This is a genomic window from Mesorhizobium sp. M0060 (assembly GCF_040323155.1).
GTDB lineage: Bacteria > Pseudomonadota > Alphaproteobacteria > Rhizobiales > Rhizobiaceae > Mesorhizobium.
Window position 1 is genome coordinate 449367 of record NZ_JAMYUP010000001.1, and the last position, 16732, is coordinate 466098.

The following is a 16732-nucleotide window of genomic DNA, read 5'->3' on the forward strand; positions in this document are numbered from 1 at the left end:
CGCGGGGGTGTGGTCGAAACCCCGCCAGGATGATTGCCTCTCTGGAAAGGGAGGGTCGCCCCTCTCGCGGGGGGCGTGGATCGAAACTCAGCAATCCCGAAGCGCCAGCCGCACCGGTGGGTCGCCCTTCTCGCGGGGGCGTGGATCGAAACAAGGAAGTCGATGCCACCAATATGCCGAGCATCTGGCGTCCCTCTCGCGGGGCGTGGATCGAACCTGCCATGCACGATCGACGTTGATGGCTCTCCGGTCGTCCTATCGCGGGGCGTGGATCGAAACTTCTCGTCGAAGATGTTTGCGAGCGCCGGGGCTTGTCGTTCTCTCGCGGGGCATGGATCGAAACATTGTCGGGTTTTGTCGCCCCCGCGCGCAGGGGCGTGGATCGAAACACGTAACGCGAAACGACGACGGTATCGATGTTGCGCGTTATTTGCTTATTGGCGCGAAGCCGCCATAGGAGGGGCGTGATCCCAAGTCGGCCAAGGGTCCAAAACCAGTCATTGCACAGTAAGTGGCACCATTTCCAATCTATATCACGCATCTTCACCTTGATCTCGTCGATAGGCAGATACGGGTATATGATGTCGCGCTGCTTCGGTTCCTTCGGCAGACCGCGCGGAGTCCGGCGTCGGGCTGCCATGAGGGAATTCATCACCGCGCCTGTGCGCAGCGGAAAAGCGGCATCAGGATTGCCGACGCATTCCTAGCTCGGCCACGCGGGCGGCGAGACCTTCCGAAAGCCCCGCCCGGCGGGCCGGCGGCTGGGTGAGGCGATCGCGCCAGCCGCTGGTGCCCGAGGCGGAATACCGGTTCCGACCCGTTGCAGCCATTTAAGAGAACTGCGAACTTCGGTTACAAGATTGCGGGAGCACGCTCATCAAAAGCCACCAACAGGCCCAGGGCAGTAGCCGCCTCGACGATAGCCTCGGTTAGCTCGTCGTTGGATGCGACCAAATCAGGCGCAGCCTGCCGAATTTGGTTCAATGCCGCTTTGATCGAGACGGTGTCCCCATGGTCCGTCCTGTTGAGGACTGCGGTAATCGCCTGATCTAGAACTGGACCGACTCTTTGGACGATGCTCATCCACCTTCCCCCCCGGGAACGCGAGGGGGCAATGATAGCGTGTCCGAGGCCGGTCTGCAACCGATGCGCGAAATCGATGGTTTCTCCTTTGCGGAAGCTCGTTCGCCCTCGGCCGGATTCACGTCCTTGACCCTGAGCGGACATAGACTCGCGCCAGAAATGAAGCGCACGAAGCGAATTTTCGCGGCCGTTGCGCATTGCTTTGATCCAGCCTGAGTCAGCTAAAGGGGACAGGCGATAACCTATGTACCGGGCGTCATCCGTTGGAGACCAGCCGGCATGTGGTAAAGGGCAAAACTCGTTTCCCCAGTTCGTCGGTTTGCAGTACCGGTCGGCGACAAGAAATTCAGGGCACAGAGTTATGGCGAGACAATTCTTCCGGGGCCGTCCCTTCCGAAATACCCACGAAAACAGGGCCTTCGACCGGCTTTGTCATGCGGTTGAGCTCTACACTCAAAACACCGACGACGTTCGGGTCATAGGCAACGTCGAGTACGACAGTGGTCAGATCGATGCGCTCGTGCTGAAGAGCCATGCTATCACCATTGTCGACTTCAAGGACTGGGGTGGGGTCATCACGATTGGTCCAAACCTTCCGTGGGTGAACCAGGACGGCCTCAAGGTGAAAGGTGGGAGCTATGCAAACCCCTTCATGCAAATCTGCGCCTATCGTGCCGAACTGGCTTCGGATTTGGAGACCGCCAAGTGGCCGGGCCAGGATTATTCGCACATCTCCGGATTTGTCCTGTTTCTGCAGAATACGGAGTTCCAAATGTACCCCCATGATCCCTTCAGCAGAGAGACTGGTCATTGGTTCAGCGCTGGTGACTGGGACGGTGGCGTACAGCACATCTGCCACCTGTCATCCCCAAAGCTGGACCTCTCGGTCGCCCAGCTCGACGAACTGGTCTCCCTTCTGCGGGTCAAATCCTACATACCTCAGCCAGAAGGCAGGCTTGTGCCAGCAAGGGACCTGTAGCCGGAGTCCACGATACCTTCTGTCCGTCGGGGCGCGACGAAGACGATGGGCGAAAACTATCGTTGGGTGTCGGCCCAGAAGACGCTGCCGCCAGGAGCCTTAGGGGATAGAGACGCCATGGCCGCTTTTGGCGCTACCTGCTCGTTCCGATCGACGAGAAGAATGGCAACATTCCACCCTAGACGGTAGTTTGGCATGACGGGGGCGGTTGAAAACTTGCCGAGTCCGCGTGCCGGCGGGCCGGCGGGGCTCTAACGCGCGGAATTTTTTTCCTATGTCATGAAAAATCGCGGCCGCCCTGCACATGAGCCCACCGAAACCAGCCGGCGTTTCGTCGAGGCGCTGGCCGGAATCGCGGTTTCGCAGGCCGAGATCGCCACTGCGCTCGCGATCACCTTGCCGACGCTACGAAAGCACTACCGGGCGGAATTGGACCGAGGCGCCGCCCGCGTCGAGGCCAAGCTCGTCGGCCACCTCTTGCGCCTTGCCAACGGCAGCGACGGCACCGCGTTGCGGGCGGTTATGTTCGCCTTACAGGCTCGATTTGGCTGGTCGCAATATGTGCCCCGGCCGGATGCCGGCACATGACGAAAGGCCAGCGCGCCATGGTCGCCGCCATGGCCGATCCCGAACCGAAGCAAGGGAGCCGCGAAACCCCTATACAAAATATAGAGGTCGGAAAAGATTACTTGTCGCGCGCCCGCATCGTTTTGCGTCATGCTCCCGATCTGGTCGAACGCGTGCGCCGCATCGAGCGCGGTGGCGATTGCTGGCCGAGGTCAAGGCGGCCAAAGGTGCATCCGGCGCCAAACGGCGGCTCGCCGACGAATACGACGCCGCGCAAAAGCGGGGCGAGGTTTCCGGTCAAGGTAAACCCTCCAAAGCGGAAGGTTATACGACCGCCGCCGATATAGGCTTGACGCACAAGGACATCCACGAAGCGCGGATCATTCGCGACGCCGAAAAATTAGGGCGCACGTTCGCCATGGTCAGCCGCAAAACGCTTGATAATTTCCACCGCCTCGGCTTCGGAGACATCCCACTCGTCCTTGAATGCGATGAGGAAAACGATATCGGGGTCTTCGATGTCGTGGTTCTTGCAATAGGCGTGGACGAAGGCTTCGAGCGAACCGTCGCTGGCGCTCAGATACCACTCGCCATCGTCGCCATCTGCCTCGTCGTCATTTTCACTAAGCTGTTTCGGCATTGTCCCCTCCTTTTCTGACTCGGCAATTGAGAGCGCCAAAGGGAAAGTCGGCGGCCCATCTTTCGAGGGCGTTGCCTGAACCCGCCGACCCTGCGGATTGCCAAAGCGCCCCGCGATTCAGAGCTTTGCGGAAAACAAGGCGTGCCGTCCACCAATGTAGGCGTGTATCCGCGCCCCACAGGCGGGCATTTCCGCCGCCGCCACTTTTCCCCGGCCAAGATCGCGACGCGCGCTGACGGGCCGGATAGGCGGGAAAGCGGGCCATTTACCGCCGCCGCGTCGCCAGCCGCCACAGGACGGCCAAGTCATCGAGACTCATCCGCAAGAGATCAGCCGCGACCAGGCGCGCGCGCTTCTCCTTGCCGGCGATTTCATGGAGCGAATGTCCTTCGCCGGCCACCAAGGAAACCAACTGATAGCCGCGCACGCCGAGCAAGACGCGGCACCGTGCGAGTTCCTTGCCGGCATTCACCTGCCGCTCGTTGAAAGGCTCGCGCGCCTTGCCGCCATCGACCACGATGCGGCCCGGATCGATGCCGGATGCTCCCGCGCCGCCAATTGCCTCCCACAATGCCCGAAAGCGATCGGCCGCCGCGACCTGAGCGGCGTCCAATTGGCCGCGCGCCGCCAATGTCGTCACCGCCGATTCGCGAACGTTGACGGCGGCCGGGATCGTGCGCGGGTTGCTGGCGTCGGCCGGATGGGCGCGCGCAAAGTACGGGTTCGGGACGGAGACGGCGCGGAGGCGGGCTTGTGGCGACATGCGGCAAGCATGCCAGATTGGCAGGGGAACGAAAAGCCGCCGCTGTTCCCCCAAGTGTTCCCCCGGCGCGATTCGGGGAGACAAATGTTTCGTAGCCGAAACCATAAATATTTGGTGTTCTTGAGGTTTTTGGTGCCGCTTAGGTGACTCGAACACCTGACCCCATCATTACGAATGATGTGCTCTACCAACTGAGCTAAAGCGGCCCGGGAAGCCGAGCTTCCAAGATGGGCTGGGTGATAGACGCAACCGGCGTCGAATTCAAGATGGCAGCCGCGAATTCAAGACGAGGCTTGGCAATTCGTGTCGGTCGCAGGCCGGGCGCAAGCGCAGCCGCCGCGCCGATCCGCCATAGGTCGCGCGATGCCACACCGGCAGGCCGCCCGCCGCCGTGACGAGAAAATCGGTGAAAAATGTTGATTCCTTTACCGAAAATCGCCGAAATGGGCCTTGGATGCGTCGCCAAGGCAGAATGCGGCCGCTCGCTTGTTGATTGATTGGTCGCCTGCGGCTAACGATCATGACAATGTGAGCGAAATTGCAGAGGGAACTCGCTTGGACGCGATCGAAAAAGCGATCCGCAATGCCTTCGAGAAAGGCAATGCCGACGACCGGGCGTTTCGCGAGCGGGTCTATCGATCGGCTTTCGCGGCACTGGACCGTGCCCTGCAGGCCAATCCAAACGTGACCGTGGAAGTCGCCATCAAGCGCCGCAAGGCGGTCCAGGCGAAGATCACCGAAATCGAATCGGAATTCCTGCCGGCGGTTCCCGACGTCGCCACGCCGACCGACAGTTCCGAGGCCGCACCGGCGGTGGAGCCTCCGGCTGAAGCCGAAGCCGAGCCCACGCCCGATGTCGTCGTGGAGGGGCCGGCGGAGCCGCCCGAATCCGAAGCGCCCCGGTCGCGCGTCTTGCCGGTCGTCCCCGACATCATGCCCGACGCGCCTGTTCCCGAGGCGCCGGTGATCGACATGTGGGCGCCCGCTCCGACCGAGGCCGCCGACGCGGAAGTGACGCCCGACCGCGACGACCGGCGGATCAAGGGGCGGCGCCTGCCTTTGACCGCGATCTTCCTCGGTGTGACGCTGCTCGCAGCCGCCGGCATCGGCCTTTATTTCGCCAACCAGACCGGCGTCTTCAAATCGGCGACCGAGCTCGACACGGCGCCGCCGGAAGCGCCGCCAACGGTGGACGGCGATGATTTCACGCCGGACGACACCGCTTCGCCGCCAAAGCAGGGCGAGCAGGACCAGGCGCGCGACTGGATCAACGTGTTTTCGCCGGGTGACCCGACGCAGGTCAATGCACCGTCGGATGCCAAGGCCGACGTTGTCCAGGACGAAAGCGGTTCCTTCCTGCGCATCCGCTCGGGCGCATCCGGCTCGGCCATCAGCTTCGACGTCGGACAAGGCGTGCTGGAGAGGATCGCCGGCAAGCATGCCACATTCGACATCATCGCACGCTCCGAGGAGGGGCAGGAGACGCAGATTTCCGTCGACTGCAATTTCGGCGAACTCGGCGACTGTGGCCGCAAGCGCTATGCGGTCGGTCGCGAGCGCAATGAATATCTGTTCGACGTGCGCCTTCCCGACAAGCGTCCGGGCGCTGCCGGCACCATCGCCATCAATTCCGACTTCGACAAGCAGGGCAAGTCGGTCGACATTTACGAGATCCGCGTTTCAGTCGTTCCCTAAAGCGCGTCGCGTTCGACCGGCCTCATGCGACGCGCTTTAGGTTCTTGTTTTGATGCATATCGTTACTGCAAAACCGCTGCACACCTTTGCGCGACATGCATTAACTGTCGAGCAGAGCCTGCAGCGTCTCGATGCGGTCAGCTTCGGCCGCCGGCTTGTCCCAGCGCAGCCGCGAAATGCGCGGAAAGCGCATGGCAACGCCCGACTTGTGCCGCGTCGAGCGGTTGAGCCCTTCGAACGCCACCTCCAGCACGAGGCCTTGTCTGCGGTCGGCACGCACAGAGCGCACCGGGCCAAAGCGCTCGATCGTGTTGTCGCGGACATATTTGTCGATCTGCCTCAGTTCTTCGTCGGTGAAGCCGAAATAGGCTTTCCCCACCGGCACCAGTTCTTCCGATCCTTCCGGCCCGGACCAGACGCCGAATGTGTAGTCGGAATAGAAGCTCGAACGCTTGCCATGACCGCGCTGGGCATACATCAGCACCGCGTCTACCGTGTGCGGATCGCGCTTCCATTTGAACCACGGGCCCTTCGGCCGCCCGGCCACATAGGGCGAATCCCAGCGCTTCAGCATGACGCCTTCGATGACCGGATGCAGCGGCTTGCGGCGCAATTCCTCCAGCGCCTGCCAGTTGGTGAATTCGACCAGCGGCGACAGATCGAAGCGGCTCGGATCGAGTGTCCTCGCGAAGGCCTCGAGCCGGCCGCGCCGTTCGCGGAAGGGAAGTCCGCGCAAATCCTCGTCCCCAATCTGCAGCACGTCGTAGCAGCGCATAAAGGCGGGGTATTGCTGCTGGATCTTAGGCGCTACGCTCTTGCGGTTCAGCCGCTGCTGCAGGTCGGAGAACGTTCCCGTCGCCTGCCGGGGGTCACCGACCAGAAGCTCGCCGTCGAGCGCGCCTGAAAAATCCATCGCCTCGGCAAGATCGGGAAAGGCGCCGGAGACATCGTCACTGGTGCGCGAATAGAGCCGGCGAATGCCGCCTTCGCAAACCGCCTGGACGCGGATGCCGTCCCATTTCCATTCGGCCGCGTAGTCGGCCGGGTCGAGTTTTTCGAGGTCGTTGTCGCCGACGGCATTCGACAGCATCACCGGCCTGAACAGCGCCAACGCCGTCTTCCTGGGTTTTTCCGCCTTGCCTTCCAGCCAGGCGAACAGCCCGGTATAAGGCGGCGTCAGCCCGTGCCAGAGTTCCTCGATCTCGGCGATTTCGACCTTGCCGAAATCGGCGAGCGCCTGCTTGGCCAGCCGCGCCGAGACGCCGATGCGCAGGCCGCCGGTGACCAGCTTTATGATGGCAAAGCGCGCCGAAGTGCTGGCGCTGTCGAGCAGCCGGGCCAGCACCTGCGGCCCGTCGGAACGGCTCGCCGCCTGCAGCTTCGCCACCACCTCGGCCAGCGTCGGCTCGTGGTTCGCAATGTCGACCGGCGCTTGCGGCCAGACCAGCGATACGGTCTCGGCCAGGTCGCCGACATAGTCGTAGGAATAGCCAAACAGCACCGGATCCATGCGCTCGACGACCAGCGTCCGCAGCATCGCCGGCTTGACCGCGGCGATGGACAGATCGCCGGTGATGGCAGCCAGCGCCAGCCCGCGGTCCGGATCCTCGACGCTGCGGAAATAATCGGTCAAAAGCGTCAGCTTGCCGTTGCGCGACGGCGTCAGCACGAGGCGGTCGAGAAGCTCGGCGAAGCGGTTCATGGGAGGGGCGCCAAGGAGGGAAGCTTGCGATCCGTCGCGCCCCCCTCTGGCCTGCCGGACACGAGGGGGGAGATTGGCGGTCTCGTCCTTGCCGCCCGTCCTGCAACGTTAGTGGTTGGCGAAAGCCGGTGCGACATCCGATCTCCCCCCAAGTGGGGGAGATGGCCGGCAGGCCAGAGGGGGGCGCCGTCGAGCGCCGTACCGGCGATTGCTGGATCCAAAAACGCCATCAATCGCCCTCGTCCTCATAGCCAACGAGATGCAGCGGCCTGGCCGCAATGCCTTCGAGCTCGCACCAGCGCACCAGCGCCTCCTCGCGGCCATGCGTTACCCAGATTTCTTCCGCGCCGGTCTCCTTGATCGTCGCGGTCAATTCGTCCCAGTCGGAATGGTCGGAAATGATCAGCGGCAGTTCGACGCCGCCCTGCTTGGCGCGCTGGCGGATGCGCATCCAGCCTGAGGCGAAGCACGACATCGGATCGGGAAAACGCCGCGCCCAGCGATCGGCGAAGGCGGATGGCGGGCCGATGACGATGGCGCCGGCAAAGTCGCTTTTCGCGCCGCTCTCGACGGTCGCCGGTTCGAGCGCGCCGAGATTGATGTCCTGGCTCTGATAATACTCGCTGATTTTGGCCAGTGCGCCGTGGATGTAGATCGGCTTGCCGTAGCCGGCATCGCGCAGCAGCCGCATGACGCGCTGCGCCTTGCCGAGCGCATAAGCGCCGACCAGATGCGTGCGCTCGGGAAACTGCTCGGTCGATTTCAGCAGCCGTGCGATCTCTTCGGTATCGGGCGGATGGCGAAACACCGGCAGGCCGAAGGTCGCCTCGGTGATGAAGACATCGCATTTGAGCGGCTCGAACGGCTCGCAGGTCGCGTCCTTCTGGCGTTTATAGTCGCCGGACGCGACGATGCATGTGCCCTGATGCGCGACCTTGATTTGCGCCGAGCCCAGCACATGGCCGGCCGGGTGAAAGCTGACGGTGACGCCGTCGAGCGCAATCGTCTCGCCGAGCACGGCGGCCTGCGTCGTTCCCGCAAAACCTTCGCCGTAGCGCAGCGCCATAATGTCGAGTGTCTGCTGCGTCGCCATCACCGAGCGGTGGCCGGAGCGGGCATGGTCGGAATGGCCATGCGTGATCAGCGCCCGGTTGACCGGCCGCACCGGATCAATGAAGAAATCGCCGGGCGGGCAATACAGCCCTTCGGGCCGAGGATGAAGCAGGTCGCTGGCGCGCATGGCCCCAAGATAGGCGCTAATTCCGGCGCGGGAAGTCTGTTGTAAGTCACTGCTGACTCCAGCATAGAGCGCAAGCCGGCTGCAAACACCCGGCGGAACTCGATCGCCATGAAACCGCTCCAGACCTCGTCCGGCGATTTGACCGCCGACCGCCGCGCCGACTATGCCGAAATGCTCCATACGTCCGGCGATCACGCGGCTGCGGCGGAATTGCTGCTCGGCGCGCTCGAACTGGCGCCGCAATGGGCGGCCGGCTGGTTCCGCCTCGGCGAGATGCAGGAGGCGGCTGGCGCGCCCGATCTCGCCGCGCAGGCCTGGACGACGGCACTGCGGCTGGACCCGGCGGACAGGCTCGGCGCGGTGCTCAAGCTGCAATTGATCGGCAAGGCAGCGGCGACCCAGGCGCCGCCCAGCGCTTTCATCGAGACGCTATACGACCACTATGCCGAGAGCTTCGAGGGTGAACTGGTCGACAGGCTCGGCTACCGTCTGCCCGAATGTCTCGACCGCGCCATCCGGGCGGCACGGCCGGGCCGGTTTCCGCTGGTGCTCGATCTCGGCTGCGGCACCGGCCTTATGGGCCAGAAGCTGCGGCCGATCGCCGATCGGCTGGCGGGTTACGACATCTCGGCCGGCATGCTGAGGCAGGCGCGCGCCAAAGGCGTCTACGATCTGCTCGTCAAGACGGACCTGCAGGATTTTTGCTATTCTGGCCCGAAAGCCGATCTGGTGACGGCGGCCGATGTGTTCATCTATCTCGGCGCACTCGACAAAGTGATGAACAAGATTGCCGGAATGCTTGCCGACGGTGGTCTGGTTGCATTCTCCGTCGAGACGCTGGCTTGTGACGGATTGTCTGGCAGCGCCGGCTTCGCCCTGCAGCCGTCCCGCCGCTACGCGCATTCGCAAGGCTATGTAGAGCGGACTCTCGACGCCAACGGCTTTTCGGTCCTGTCGCTGCAGGCAACGATTATCCGGCAGGATCGCCGCGAACCGGTCGACGGGCTGGCCGTAGTGGCAAGCTTGCTTTCCGGCAGCGAAAAATCTGGCTAAGACTCCTGCCGCTGCGCATGAGAAGCCGCAGCTGCGAAAGACAAGGAGCACGTTCATGCGCTGGAACATGATGGTCTTGGCATCTTGCCTGGCGATGGCCGGCTGCGTCGGCAATTCGATGTCCGAACGGCAGGACGAAAACGTCCAGTCCTCGCTGCAATATGACAAGGTGCCTTGCGATCAATTGCTGGCGCAACGAAACGGTCAGGCGCAGCAATATCATCTGCCGTTGGACGCCAAGCCGTCCTTCTCCAACCCGGCGACGGGCTTTGGCCCGTTCACGCCGGATATGCGCTCCAAAGCCAAGCGCGACGCCGACCAGGCAAGCGGCAAGATCGACGCCATGAACCGGTCGATCACCCGCCGCGAATGCGGCAAGCCGGCGAAAAAGAATAAGCTCGGCCTGCCAGGTTAGACGCAGGTGATTTTGCCTGGTTGGAGGTCGTTAGACAGCGAATAGTGATCTAGTCTAATCCGCCACCTTCCATTGCTCGCGCGAGGCACTGGCGGGATAGACGCCGAGAATGCGCATTTCGCGCGAGAAGAAGGCGAGTTCGTCGAGCGCCAGCTTCACCAGCGGATCGTCGGGATGACCCTCGATATCGGCGTAGAACAGGGTCGCTGTAAACGCGCCGAGCTGGTAGCTCTCCAGCTTGGTCATGTTGATGCCGTTGGTGGCGAAGCCGCCCATCGCCTTGTAGAGCGCGGCCGGCACGTTGCGGACGCGGAAAATGAAGGTCGTCATCATCTTGGCGTCGGCCGAGGGCCGTTCGGCCCATTGCTTGTTCTTGGTCAGCACGACGAAGCGGGTGACGTTGCTGTCGGTGTCCTCGACATTCTCCTCGACGATGTCGAGCCCGTAGAGCGTCGAGGCCAGCGACGGCGCCAGCGCGGCCATGGTGCGGTCCTTCATCGCGGCGACCATCTTGGCGGCGCCCGCCGTGTCGCCGGCCACCGTCGCCTTCCAGCCGTTCTTGCGGATATATTTGCGGCATTGGCCGAGCGCGTGGATGTGGCTGTGCACGGTCCGGATCTCGTCGCGCCTGACACCGGGCAGCACCATCAGCTGGAAATGGATCGGCAGGAAATACTCGCCGACGATGTGCAGCTTCGATTCCGGCAAGAGGTGATGGATGTCGGCGACGCGGCCGGCAATGGTGTTCTCGATCGGGATCATGGCCAGATCGGCCTTGCCGGTCTCGACCGCGTTGAAGGCATCCTCGAAGGTCGGGCACGGCAACGGCTCCATCGACGGGAACATGTTGCGGCAGGCGGTGTCGGAATTGGCGCCCGGCTCGCCCTGGAAGGATATTTTGTTGGTCTTGTCAGGCATGCGCAAAGTCTCGGGATTGGGGGAATGTCTTAGTTGGAGAGGATCGCCCTGGCGCGTTCGAGATCGTCCGGCGTGTCGACGCCAAGCGGCACCGACTGCACGATCTCTGCATCGATGCGCATGCCGGCCTCCAGCGCCCGCAACTGCTCCAGCCGCTCGCGGCGCTCCAGCGGCGACGGCCTTAGCGCAACGAAGCGTTCGAGTGCGGCGCGCCGATAGGCGTAGAGGCCGATATGATGGTAGAGCGGGCCTTCGCCCCAGGGGGCGGTGGCGCGGGTGAAATAGAGCGCCCTGAGCCGCGTCGCCGAGAGTGGCGAGCCGACCAGCTTGACGACGTTCGGATTGGTCTTTTCCTCGTCGCGGACGATCTCGACGCAGAGCGTGGCGATGTCGACCGCGGCATTGTCGAGCGGCTTCAACGCGGCGCCGACGATGTTGGGATCGATGGTCGGCAAATCGCCCTGCACGTTGACGATCGTTTCGACCGCGTGTCCGGGGTCCAAAATGGTCAGTGCCTCGAAGATGCGGTCGGAGCCGGTTTCGTGGTCCGCCCGCGTCATCACCGCCTCGAAATCATGCGCGCGCACCGCCTCCGCAACGCCTTGCGTATCGGTGGCGACGACCACCCGGCCGAGCCCGGCCTCGGCGGCGCGGCGGGCGACGTGGACGATCATCGGAGTGCCGGCAATGTCGGCCAGCGGCTTGCCCGGCAGGCGGGTCGAGGCCATGCGGGCCGGGATCAGGATGAGCGTGGACATGAGGCGGGCAGGGGCTCGAAAAAGAGGAGGGCAAAAGTGGCAAAAGGTCTCACTGGCAGCGCCCTTATAGGTGTTGCAACGCTGGAGCAAAAGACCTAGTTTCCGCGCGATTTGACCGCCTCACAGGGTGGTTCACGATACCGACGGACGGAGTGGACGGATCGGTCCGCCGGAAAAGGGAGCCTGGGGCGTATGGATTCCAACGAAGTCAACAAGCTGCTCGCCGGTTTCCTCGGTACCGTGTTCATCGTCTTTTCCGTTGGCATCGTGTCCGACGCGCTGTTTGCCTCGCCGGCGCCGGAAAAGCCCGGCTTTGCCATCGAGGCGACCGAGCCCGCCGAAGGCGGCCCGGCCGCGCCCGCCGCGGAGGCCAAGCCGATCGCCGAGCTGCTGGCCACCGCCAATGCCGAAGCGGGCGCCGCCATCTTCAAAAAATGCCAGGCCTGCCATTCCGGCGAAAAGGGCGGCCCCAACAAGGTCGGCCCCGATCTGTGGGACATCATCGACCGTCCGGTCGCCGAGCATGAGGGCTTTGCCTATTCGGCCGGCATGAAGGAGTTCTCCAAGGGCGGCAGCGAGAAGTGGACCTACGACAATCTCAACCACTTCATCACCTCGCCGAAGAAGTTCGTGAAGGGCACGGCAATGGGCTTCGCCGGCCTGCCGAAGGATGAGGACCGCGCCAACGTCATCGCCTATCTGCGCACGCTGTCGGACAATCCGAAGCCGCTGCCGGCGCCCGGCGCCTCGGCCGAGAACGCGCCCGCCAAGCCGGCCGAAGGTGCAGCCCCTGCCAAGCCGGCAGAAGGCGCGGCGCCAGCCGCTCCGGCCGCACCCGCAAAATAACAAAACTGTAATGACATAATCCTTGAAAAAGCCGGGTTCAGCCCGGCTTTTTCGTTAGGAAAAATGCATATGCGACGACAAAGCCGCTCGGTTGCGGTTTTCAGCGCCGCCAAATGATCTAGATTGGGCCAGACGCTATCGTGACGGCGCTATATCACGAAGAGGAGAACGCATGACGGTTGGCCGAGCGCGGACGCTTCTGAAATCAGTGCTGTTTGTGGCCGCTTTTGCCGGCGGCCTGCAGGCGGCCTTTGCGGACGAATGGCGCACGATCTCCTCGCTGATTGGCGAATCCAAATACGGCGACAATTTCCAGCACTACGATTACGTCAATCCAGATGCGCCGAAGGGCGGCACAGTGAACTCAGTGGTGCTCGGCACGTTCGACAGCTTCAACCCCTATATCGTGCAGGGTTCGCCGGCCGCCGGCTTTGCGCAGTTCGGTGGCGGCTTGCTCTACGACACGCTGATGGAGCAGGCGACGGATGAGGGCAGCACCAGTCATCCGCTGATCGCCGACGCTTACAAATATCCGGCCGACTATTCCTCGGCGACCTACCGGCTCGATCCGCGGGCGAGGTGGCATGACGGCCAGCCGATCACGACCGACGACGTGATCTGGTCGTTCCAGGTGCTGAAGGCCAACAGCCCGATGTACAGCCGCTATTTCGAAAACGTCACCGACGCGGTCGCGATCTCCGACCGTGAGGTCGAGTTCCATTTCAGCCAGAAGGGCAACCGCGAACTGCCGAAAATCCTCGGCGATCTCGTCGTGCTGCCGAAACACTGGTGGGAAGGCACAGGCGCCAACGGCAAGCAGCGCGATGTCACCAAACCGACGCAGGAGCCGCCGCTCGGCTCCGCCGCCTACCAGATCGCCAGCTTCAAGCCGGGCTCGGAAATTATCTGGCAGCGCGTGCCGGACTACTGGGCGGCCAAGCTGCCCGTAAAAATTGGCCGCGAGAATTTCGACAGGCAGCGTTTCACCTATTTTCTCGACGACAATGCCGCCTGGCAGGCCTTCACCAAGGGCGGGCTGGACGACATCAAGCCGGAGAACAGTTCGAGGCGCTGGAACACGGCCTACGATTTCCCGGCAGTCCAGGCCGGCGACGTCATCAAGAAGGAATTCAAGACCGCGTCGCCCGAACCGATGCAGGCCTTCGTGCTCAACACCAGGCGCCCGATGTTCCAGGATCGCCTGGTGCGCGCCGCGCTGATGTACCCGTTCGACTTCGAGACGATGAACCGGACCCTGTTCTTCGGTTCCAACACCCGCACCAGCAGCTATTTCCAGGGCACTGAACTGGCGTCGAGCGGCCTGCCGCAAGGCAAGGAACTGGACATCCTCGAGCAGTACCGCGACAAGCTGCCGCCTGAAGTCTTCACCCAGGAATTCAAGCTGCCGGTCTACGACACCGCCCAGGCGGAGCGCAAATACCTGAAAACCGCGGTCGATCTGTTCGCCAAGGCCGGCTGGGTCATCAAGGGCGGCAAGATGGTCGACGCCAAGACCGGCGAACCGTTCAAATTCGAGATCCTGGGCTGGAACGACACCGACCAGGTCATCGCCAGCCCCTACATCGCCAATCTGCGCAAGATCGGTGTCGACGCCACGCTGCGCCTGATCGATCAGACCCAGTATATCAACCGCGTCACACATTTCGACTTTGACGTGGTCACTTCGATGCTCGGCCAGTCGGACTCTCCCGGCAATGAACAGCGCGATTTCTGGAGCTCCAAGGCCGCCGATACGCCGGGATCGCGCAATTACGCCGGCATCAAGAATCCGGTCGTCGATGCGCTGGTCGACCGGGTCATCTTTGCCACCGATCGCGACGATCTGGTTGCCGCCACCCATGCGCTCGACCGGGTGCTGCTGTGGAACTACTATGTCGTGCCGCAATATTACCGCGCCGTGGTCTGGCTCGCCTACTGGAACAAGTTCGGTATGCCGGAAAAGCAGCCCGCCTACAGCGGCGTCGACCAGAATTCCTGGTGGATCGACCCCGAGAAGGAAAAGGCGCTGGCGGCCAAATACAAGAGTGGCAATTGATGGCGACGCTACCCCGTCGCGACTTCCTCGCCCTGGGCGGCGCTGCTGCCGCCGCGGCGCTGCTGCCGGGCCGGGCTTTCGCAGCCATTCCGACCGGCGTGAAACTGCACGGGTTGTCGGCCTTCGGCGATCTCAAATACGGGCCGGATTTCACGCATTTCGACTATGTCAATCCGGACGCGCCCAAGGGCGGCCGGATGAATTTCGCCCCGCCGAACTCCACTCTCAATCAGAGCTTCCTGACTTTCAACACGCTGAACTCGCTGGTGTTGAAAGGGGATTCGCCGCCGCGCACCGAGCTCTGCTTCGATTCGGTGATGGCAAGGGCAGTCGATGAGCCGGATGCGGTCTACGGCCTGCTTGCCGAATCCGTTACCTTGTCGCAGGATCGCAATGGCTACCGCTTCAGCCTGCGGCCACAAGCGCGCTTCCATGACGGCTCGCCGCTGACCGCCGAAGACATTGCCTTTGCCTTGAACCTCTACAAAGACCGGGGACACCCGAACCTTTCCCAAGCTCTGCGGCATATGACGGAAGCGGTCGCAATCGATCCGCTTACAGTCAGCCTTTCCTTTAACGGCCAGCAGTCGGCGCAGAATATCCTCGCGATCGTCGTAATGCCGATCGTGTCCAAAGCCTTCTACACGGCCAATGATTTCGACGCCTCGACGTTAACCCCACCGCTTAGCTCCGGACCATACAGGGTGGGACGGGTCGTGGCCGGGCAGACTGTCGAATATGAACGCGTCGCCGACTATTGGGGCCGCGATCTGGCCGTGAACCGCGGCCTTAATAATTTCGACCGCATCCGTATCGATTTCTACCTTGATCGCCAGGCAGCCTTTGAAGCGTTCAAGAAAGGGGATACGCATTTTCGCGAGGAGTTCACCGCGCGGGTATGGGCGACCGGCTACGACTTTCCAGCGCTGAAGGATGGCAGGGTCGTCAAACGCGAATTTCCCGGCGAGAAAACGCCATCCATGCAGGCTGTCGCGCTCAATCAGCGCCGTCCGCAGTTCCGCGACATTCGCGTGAGACGGGCAATCGCCTATTGCTTCGACTTCGAATGGACCAGGCGGGTTCTGTTTTTCGACTCCTACGAGCGTTCGCAATCGAACTTCGAGCGATCGGATTACAAGGCCAAGGGCCTGCCCTCACCCCAGGAATTGAAACTGCTGGAGCCGTTTCGAGCCGAGTTGCCGCCGGAGACCTTCGGCGAACCGGTGATGCAACCCGTCTCCGACGGTTCTGGGCACGACCGTAAGCTGCTGCGCGAGGCTTCGAGGCTGCTTGCCAAAGCCGGCTGGAAGCGAGCGGGCAATTTCGTCGTCAACGACAAAGGCGAGCGACTGCAGGTGGAAATGCTGGCCGAGGACGAGGGTCTCGTTCGCATTTTCGCGCCGTGGTCCGAGAATATGAAGGCGATCGGCATCGACGCTTCGATCCGGCAGGTCGACTCGACGCAATTTGAAGCGCGGCAGAGCAATTTCGACTTCGACTTCAATATGCTCGCATGGTCGATCGGAGCGACGCCCACCGCCGACGGTTTGGAGATTCTCTATGCTTCCCGGATGGCGAAAACGCCGGGGATGCGCAACTATCCGGGTACGGAAAGCAAAGCCATCGACGCGCTGATCGAGGCAGCCGGCAAGGCGCAGAGCCGGATCGAACTCGTCACAGCGCTCAATGCGCTCGATCGGGTCTTGCGCGCGCGGCTAGACTGGATTCCAACATATCATCTGGCGAATCACCGGGCAGCCTTCTGGGACATGTTCGGCTTTCCCGCCCAAAAGCCGGATTATGACTTTCCGGTCGAGACGCTGTGGTGGTTCGACAAAGACAAGGCGGCAAAAATTGGCAAAGGCTGAATTTCTTGCGGGCGTTGGCGCCGCCCCTCACCTGCCTGCCGGCATCCTCTCCCCGTATAGCGACGGGGAGAGGGGCGCTGTCATCGACGATTTCGCCAATCACAAGTGTCGCAATAAAAGCCCCGAGACTACGGCCAGCCCCTTTCTCC

Annotated in this window: 15 protein-coding genes and 1 tRNA gene; 9 read left to right on the top strand and 7 right to left on the bottom strand. The window is 62.6% G+C overall.

All coding sequences use genetic code 11. From position 1 onward, the window contains the following. Positions 1–852: 852 nt before the first annotated feature. The gene (locus tag NKJ94_RS02070) at positions 853–1083 is read right to left on the bottom strand and encodes a hypothetical protein (RefSeq protein WP_352522727.1); all 231 of its coding nucleotides are present in this window, start codon (positions 1081–1083) and stop codon (positions 853–855) included. Positions 1084–1444: 361 nt separating this feature from the next. On the opposite strand from NKJ94_RS02070, the gene NKJ94_RS02075 reads away from it, so the two are divergent. From NKJ94_RS02075 to NKJ94_RS02085, 3 genes are all read left to right on the top strand, one after another. Beyond that, positions 1445–2062 (top strand): nuclease-related domain-containing protein, encoded by a 618-nt coding sequence (locus tag NKJ94_RS02075; RefSeq protein WP_352522728.1) that lies wholly within the window; start codon positions 1445–1447, stop codon positions 2060–2062. Between the two features lie 279 nt (positions 2063–2341). Next, positions 2342–2650: a hypothetical protein gene (locus tag NKJ94_RS02080; protein ID WP_352522729.1), complete on the top strand. Its 309-nt coding sequence runs from the start codon at positions 2342–2344 to the stop codon at positions 2648–2650. A gap of 178 nt (positions 2651–2828) precedes the next feature. Continuing rightward, the gene (locus NKJ94_RS02085; RefSeq protein WP_352522730.1) at positions 2829–3287 is read left to right on the top strand and encodes a hypothetical protein; all 459 of its coding nucleotides are present in this window, start codon (positions 2829–2831) and stop codon (positions 3285–3287) included. A 247-nt stretch (positions 3288–3534) separates the two neighbouring features. Here NKJ94_RS02085 and NKJ94_RS02090 read toward each other — a convergent pair whose 3' ends face one another. Together NKJ94_RS02090 and NKJ94_RS02095 are read right to left on the bottom strand one after the other, a co-directional pair. Next, on the bottom strand, positions 3535–4032 hold the full coding sequence (locus NKJ94_RS02090; RefSeq protein WP_352522731.1) for a hypothetical protein: 498 nt from the start codon (positions 4030–4032) through the stop codon (positions 3535–3537). Between the two features lie 130 nt (positions 4033–4162). After that, a tRNA-Thr gene (locus NKJ94_RS02095) sits at positions 4163–4238 on the bottom strand. 349 nt (positions 4239–4587) lie between these two features. Here NKJ94_RS02095 and NKJ94_RS02100 point away from each other — a divergent pair. Continuing rightward, a complete protein-coding gene (locus NKJ94_RS02100) occupies positions 4588–5727 on the top strand; it encodes a hypothetical protein (protein WP_352522732.1) in 1140 nt (379 codons plus the stop codon). A gap of 100 nt (positions 5728–5827) precedes the next feature. On the opposite strand, the gene NKJ94_RS02105 is transcribed toward NKJ94_RS02100, so the two are convergent. After that, on the bottom strand, positions 5828–7429 hold the full coding sequence (locus NKJ94_RS02105) for a cisplatin damage response ATP-dependent DNA ligase (protein WP_352522733.1): 1602 nt from the start codon (positions 7427–7429) through the stop codon (positions 5828–5830). A 229-nt stretch (positions 7430–7658) separates the two neighbouring features. Beyond that, positions 7659–8669, bottom strand: a complete 1011-nt coding sequence (locus NKJ94_RS02110) for a ligase-associated DNA damage response exonuclease (RefSeq protein ID WP_352522734.1) — start codon at positions 8667–8669, stop codon at positions 7659–7661. Positions 8670–8777: 108 nt separating this feature from the next. Here NKJ94_RS02110 and NKJ94_RS02115 point away from each other — a divergent pair, with 108 nt between their 5' ends. Continuing rightward, on the top strand, positions 8778–9722 hold the full coding sequence (locus NKJ94_RS02115; protein WP_352522735.1) for a class I SAM-dependent DNA methyltransferase: 945 nt from the start codon (positions 8778–8780) through the stop codon (positions 9720–9722). Between the two features lie 55 nt (positions 9723–9777). Next, positions 9778–10137 carry a hypothetical protein gene (locus NKJ94_RS02120; protein WP_352522736.1) on the top strand — a complete coding sequence of 120 codons (360 nt, stop codon included), beginning with the start codon at positions 9778–9780 and terminating at the stop codon, positions 10135–10137. Positions 10138–10191: 54 nt separating this feature from the next. Here the strand turns inward: NKJ94_RS02120 and NKJ94_RS02125 are convergent, their stop codons facing one another. Both NKJ94_RS02125 and NKJ94_RS02130 read right to left on the bottom strand, forming a co-directional pair. Next, the gene (locus tag NKJ94_RS02125; protein WP_352522737.1) at positions 10192–11055 is read right to left on the bottom strand and encodes a prephenate dehydratase; all 864 of its coding nucleotides are present in this window, start codon (positions 11053–11055) and stop codon (positions 10192–10194) included. A gap of 29 nt (positions 11056–11084) precedes the next feature. Continuing rightward, the gene (locus tag NKJ94_RS02130) at positions 11085–11813 is read right to left on the bottom strand and encodes a 3-deoxy-manno-octulosonate cytidylyltransferase (RefSeq protein ID WP_352522738.1); all 729 of its coding nucleotides are present in this window, start codon (positions 11811–11813) and stop codon (positions 11085–11087) included. Between the two features lie 192 nt (positions 11814–12005). On the opposite strand from NKJ94_RS02130, the gene NKJ94_RS02135 reads away from it, so the two are divergent. From NKJ94_RS02135 to NKJ94_RS02145, 3 genes are all read left to right on the top strand, one after another. Continuing rightward, complete coding sequence (locus NKJ94_RS02135) at positions 12006–12659, top strand: c-type cytochrome (RefSeq protein ID WP_352522739.1); 654 nt, start codon at positions 12006–12008, stop codon at positions 12657–12659. A 172-nt stretch (positions 12660–12831) separates the two neighbouring features. Continuing rightward, positions 12832–14715, top strand: coding sequence for an extracellular solute-binding protein (locus NKJ94_RS02140; protein WP_352522740.1), 1884 nt, complete (start codon positions 12832–12834; stop codon positions 14713–14715). Continuing rightward, positions 14715–16583, top strand: a complete 1869-nt coding sequence (locus NKJ94_RS02145) for an extracellular solute-binding protein (protein WP_352522741.1) — start codon at positions 14715–14717, stop codon at positions 16581–16583. Before NKJ94_RS02140 ends, NKJ94_RS02145 begins: the two co-directional genes overlap by 1 nt. Positions 16584–16732 lie beyond the last annotated feature (149 nt).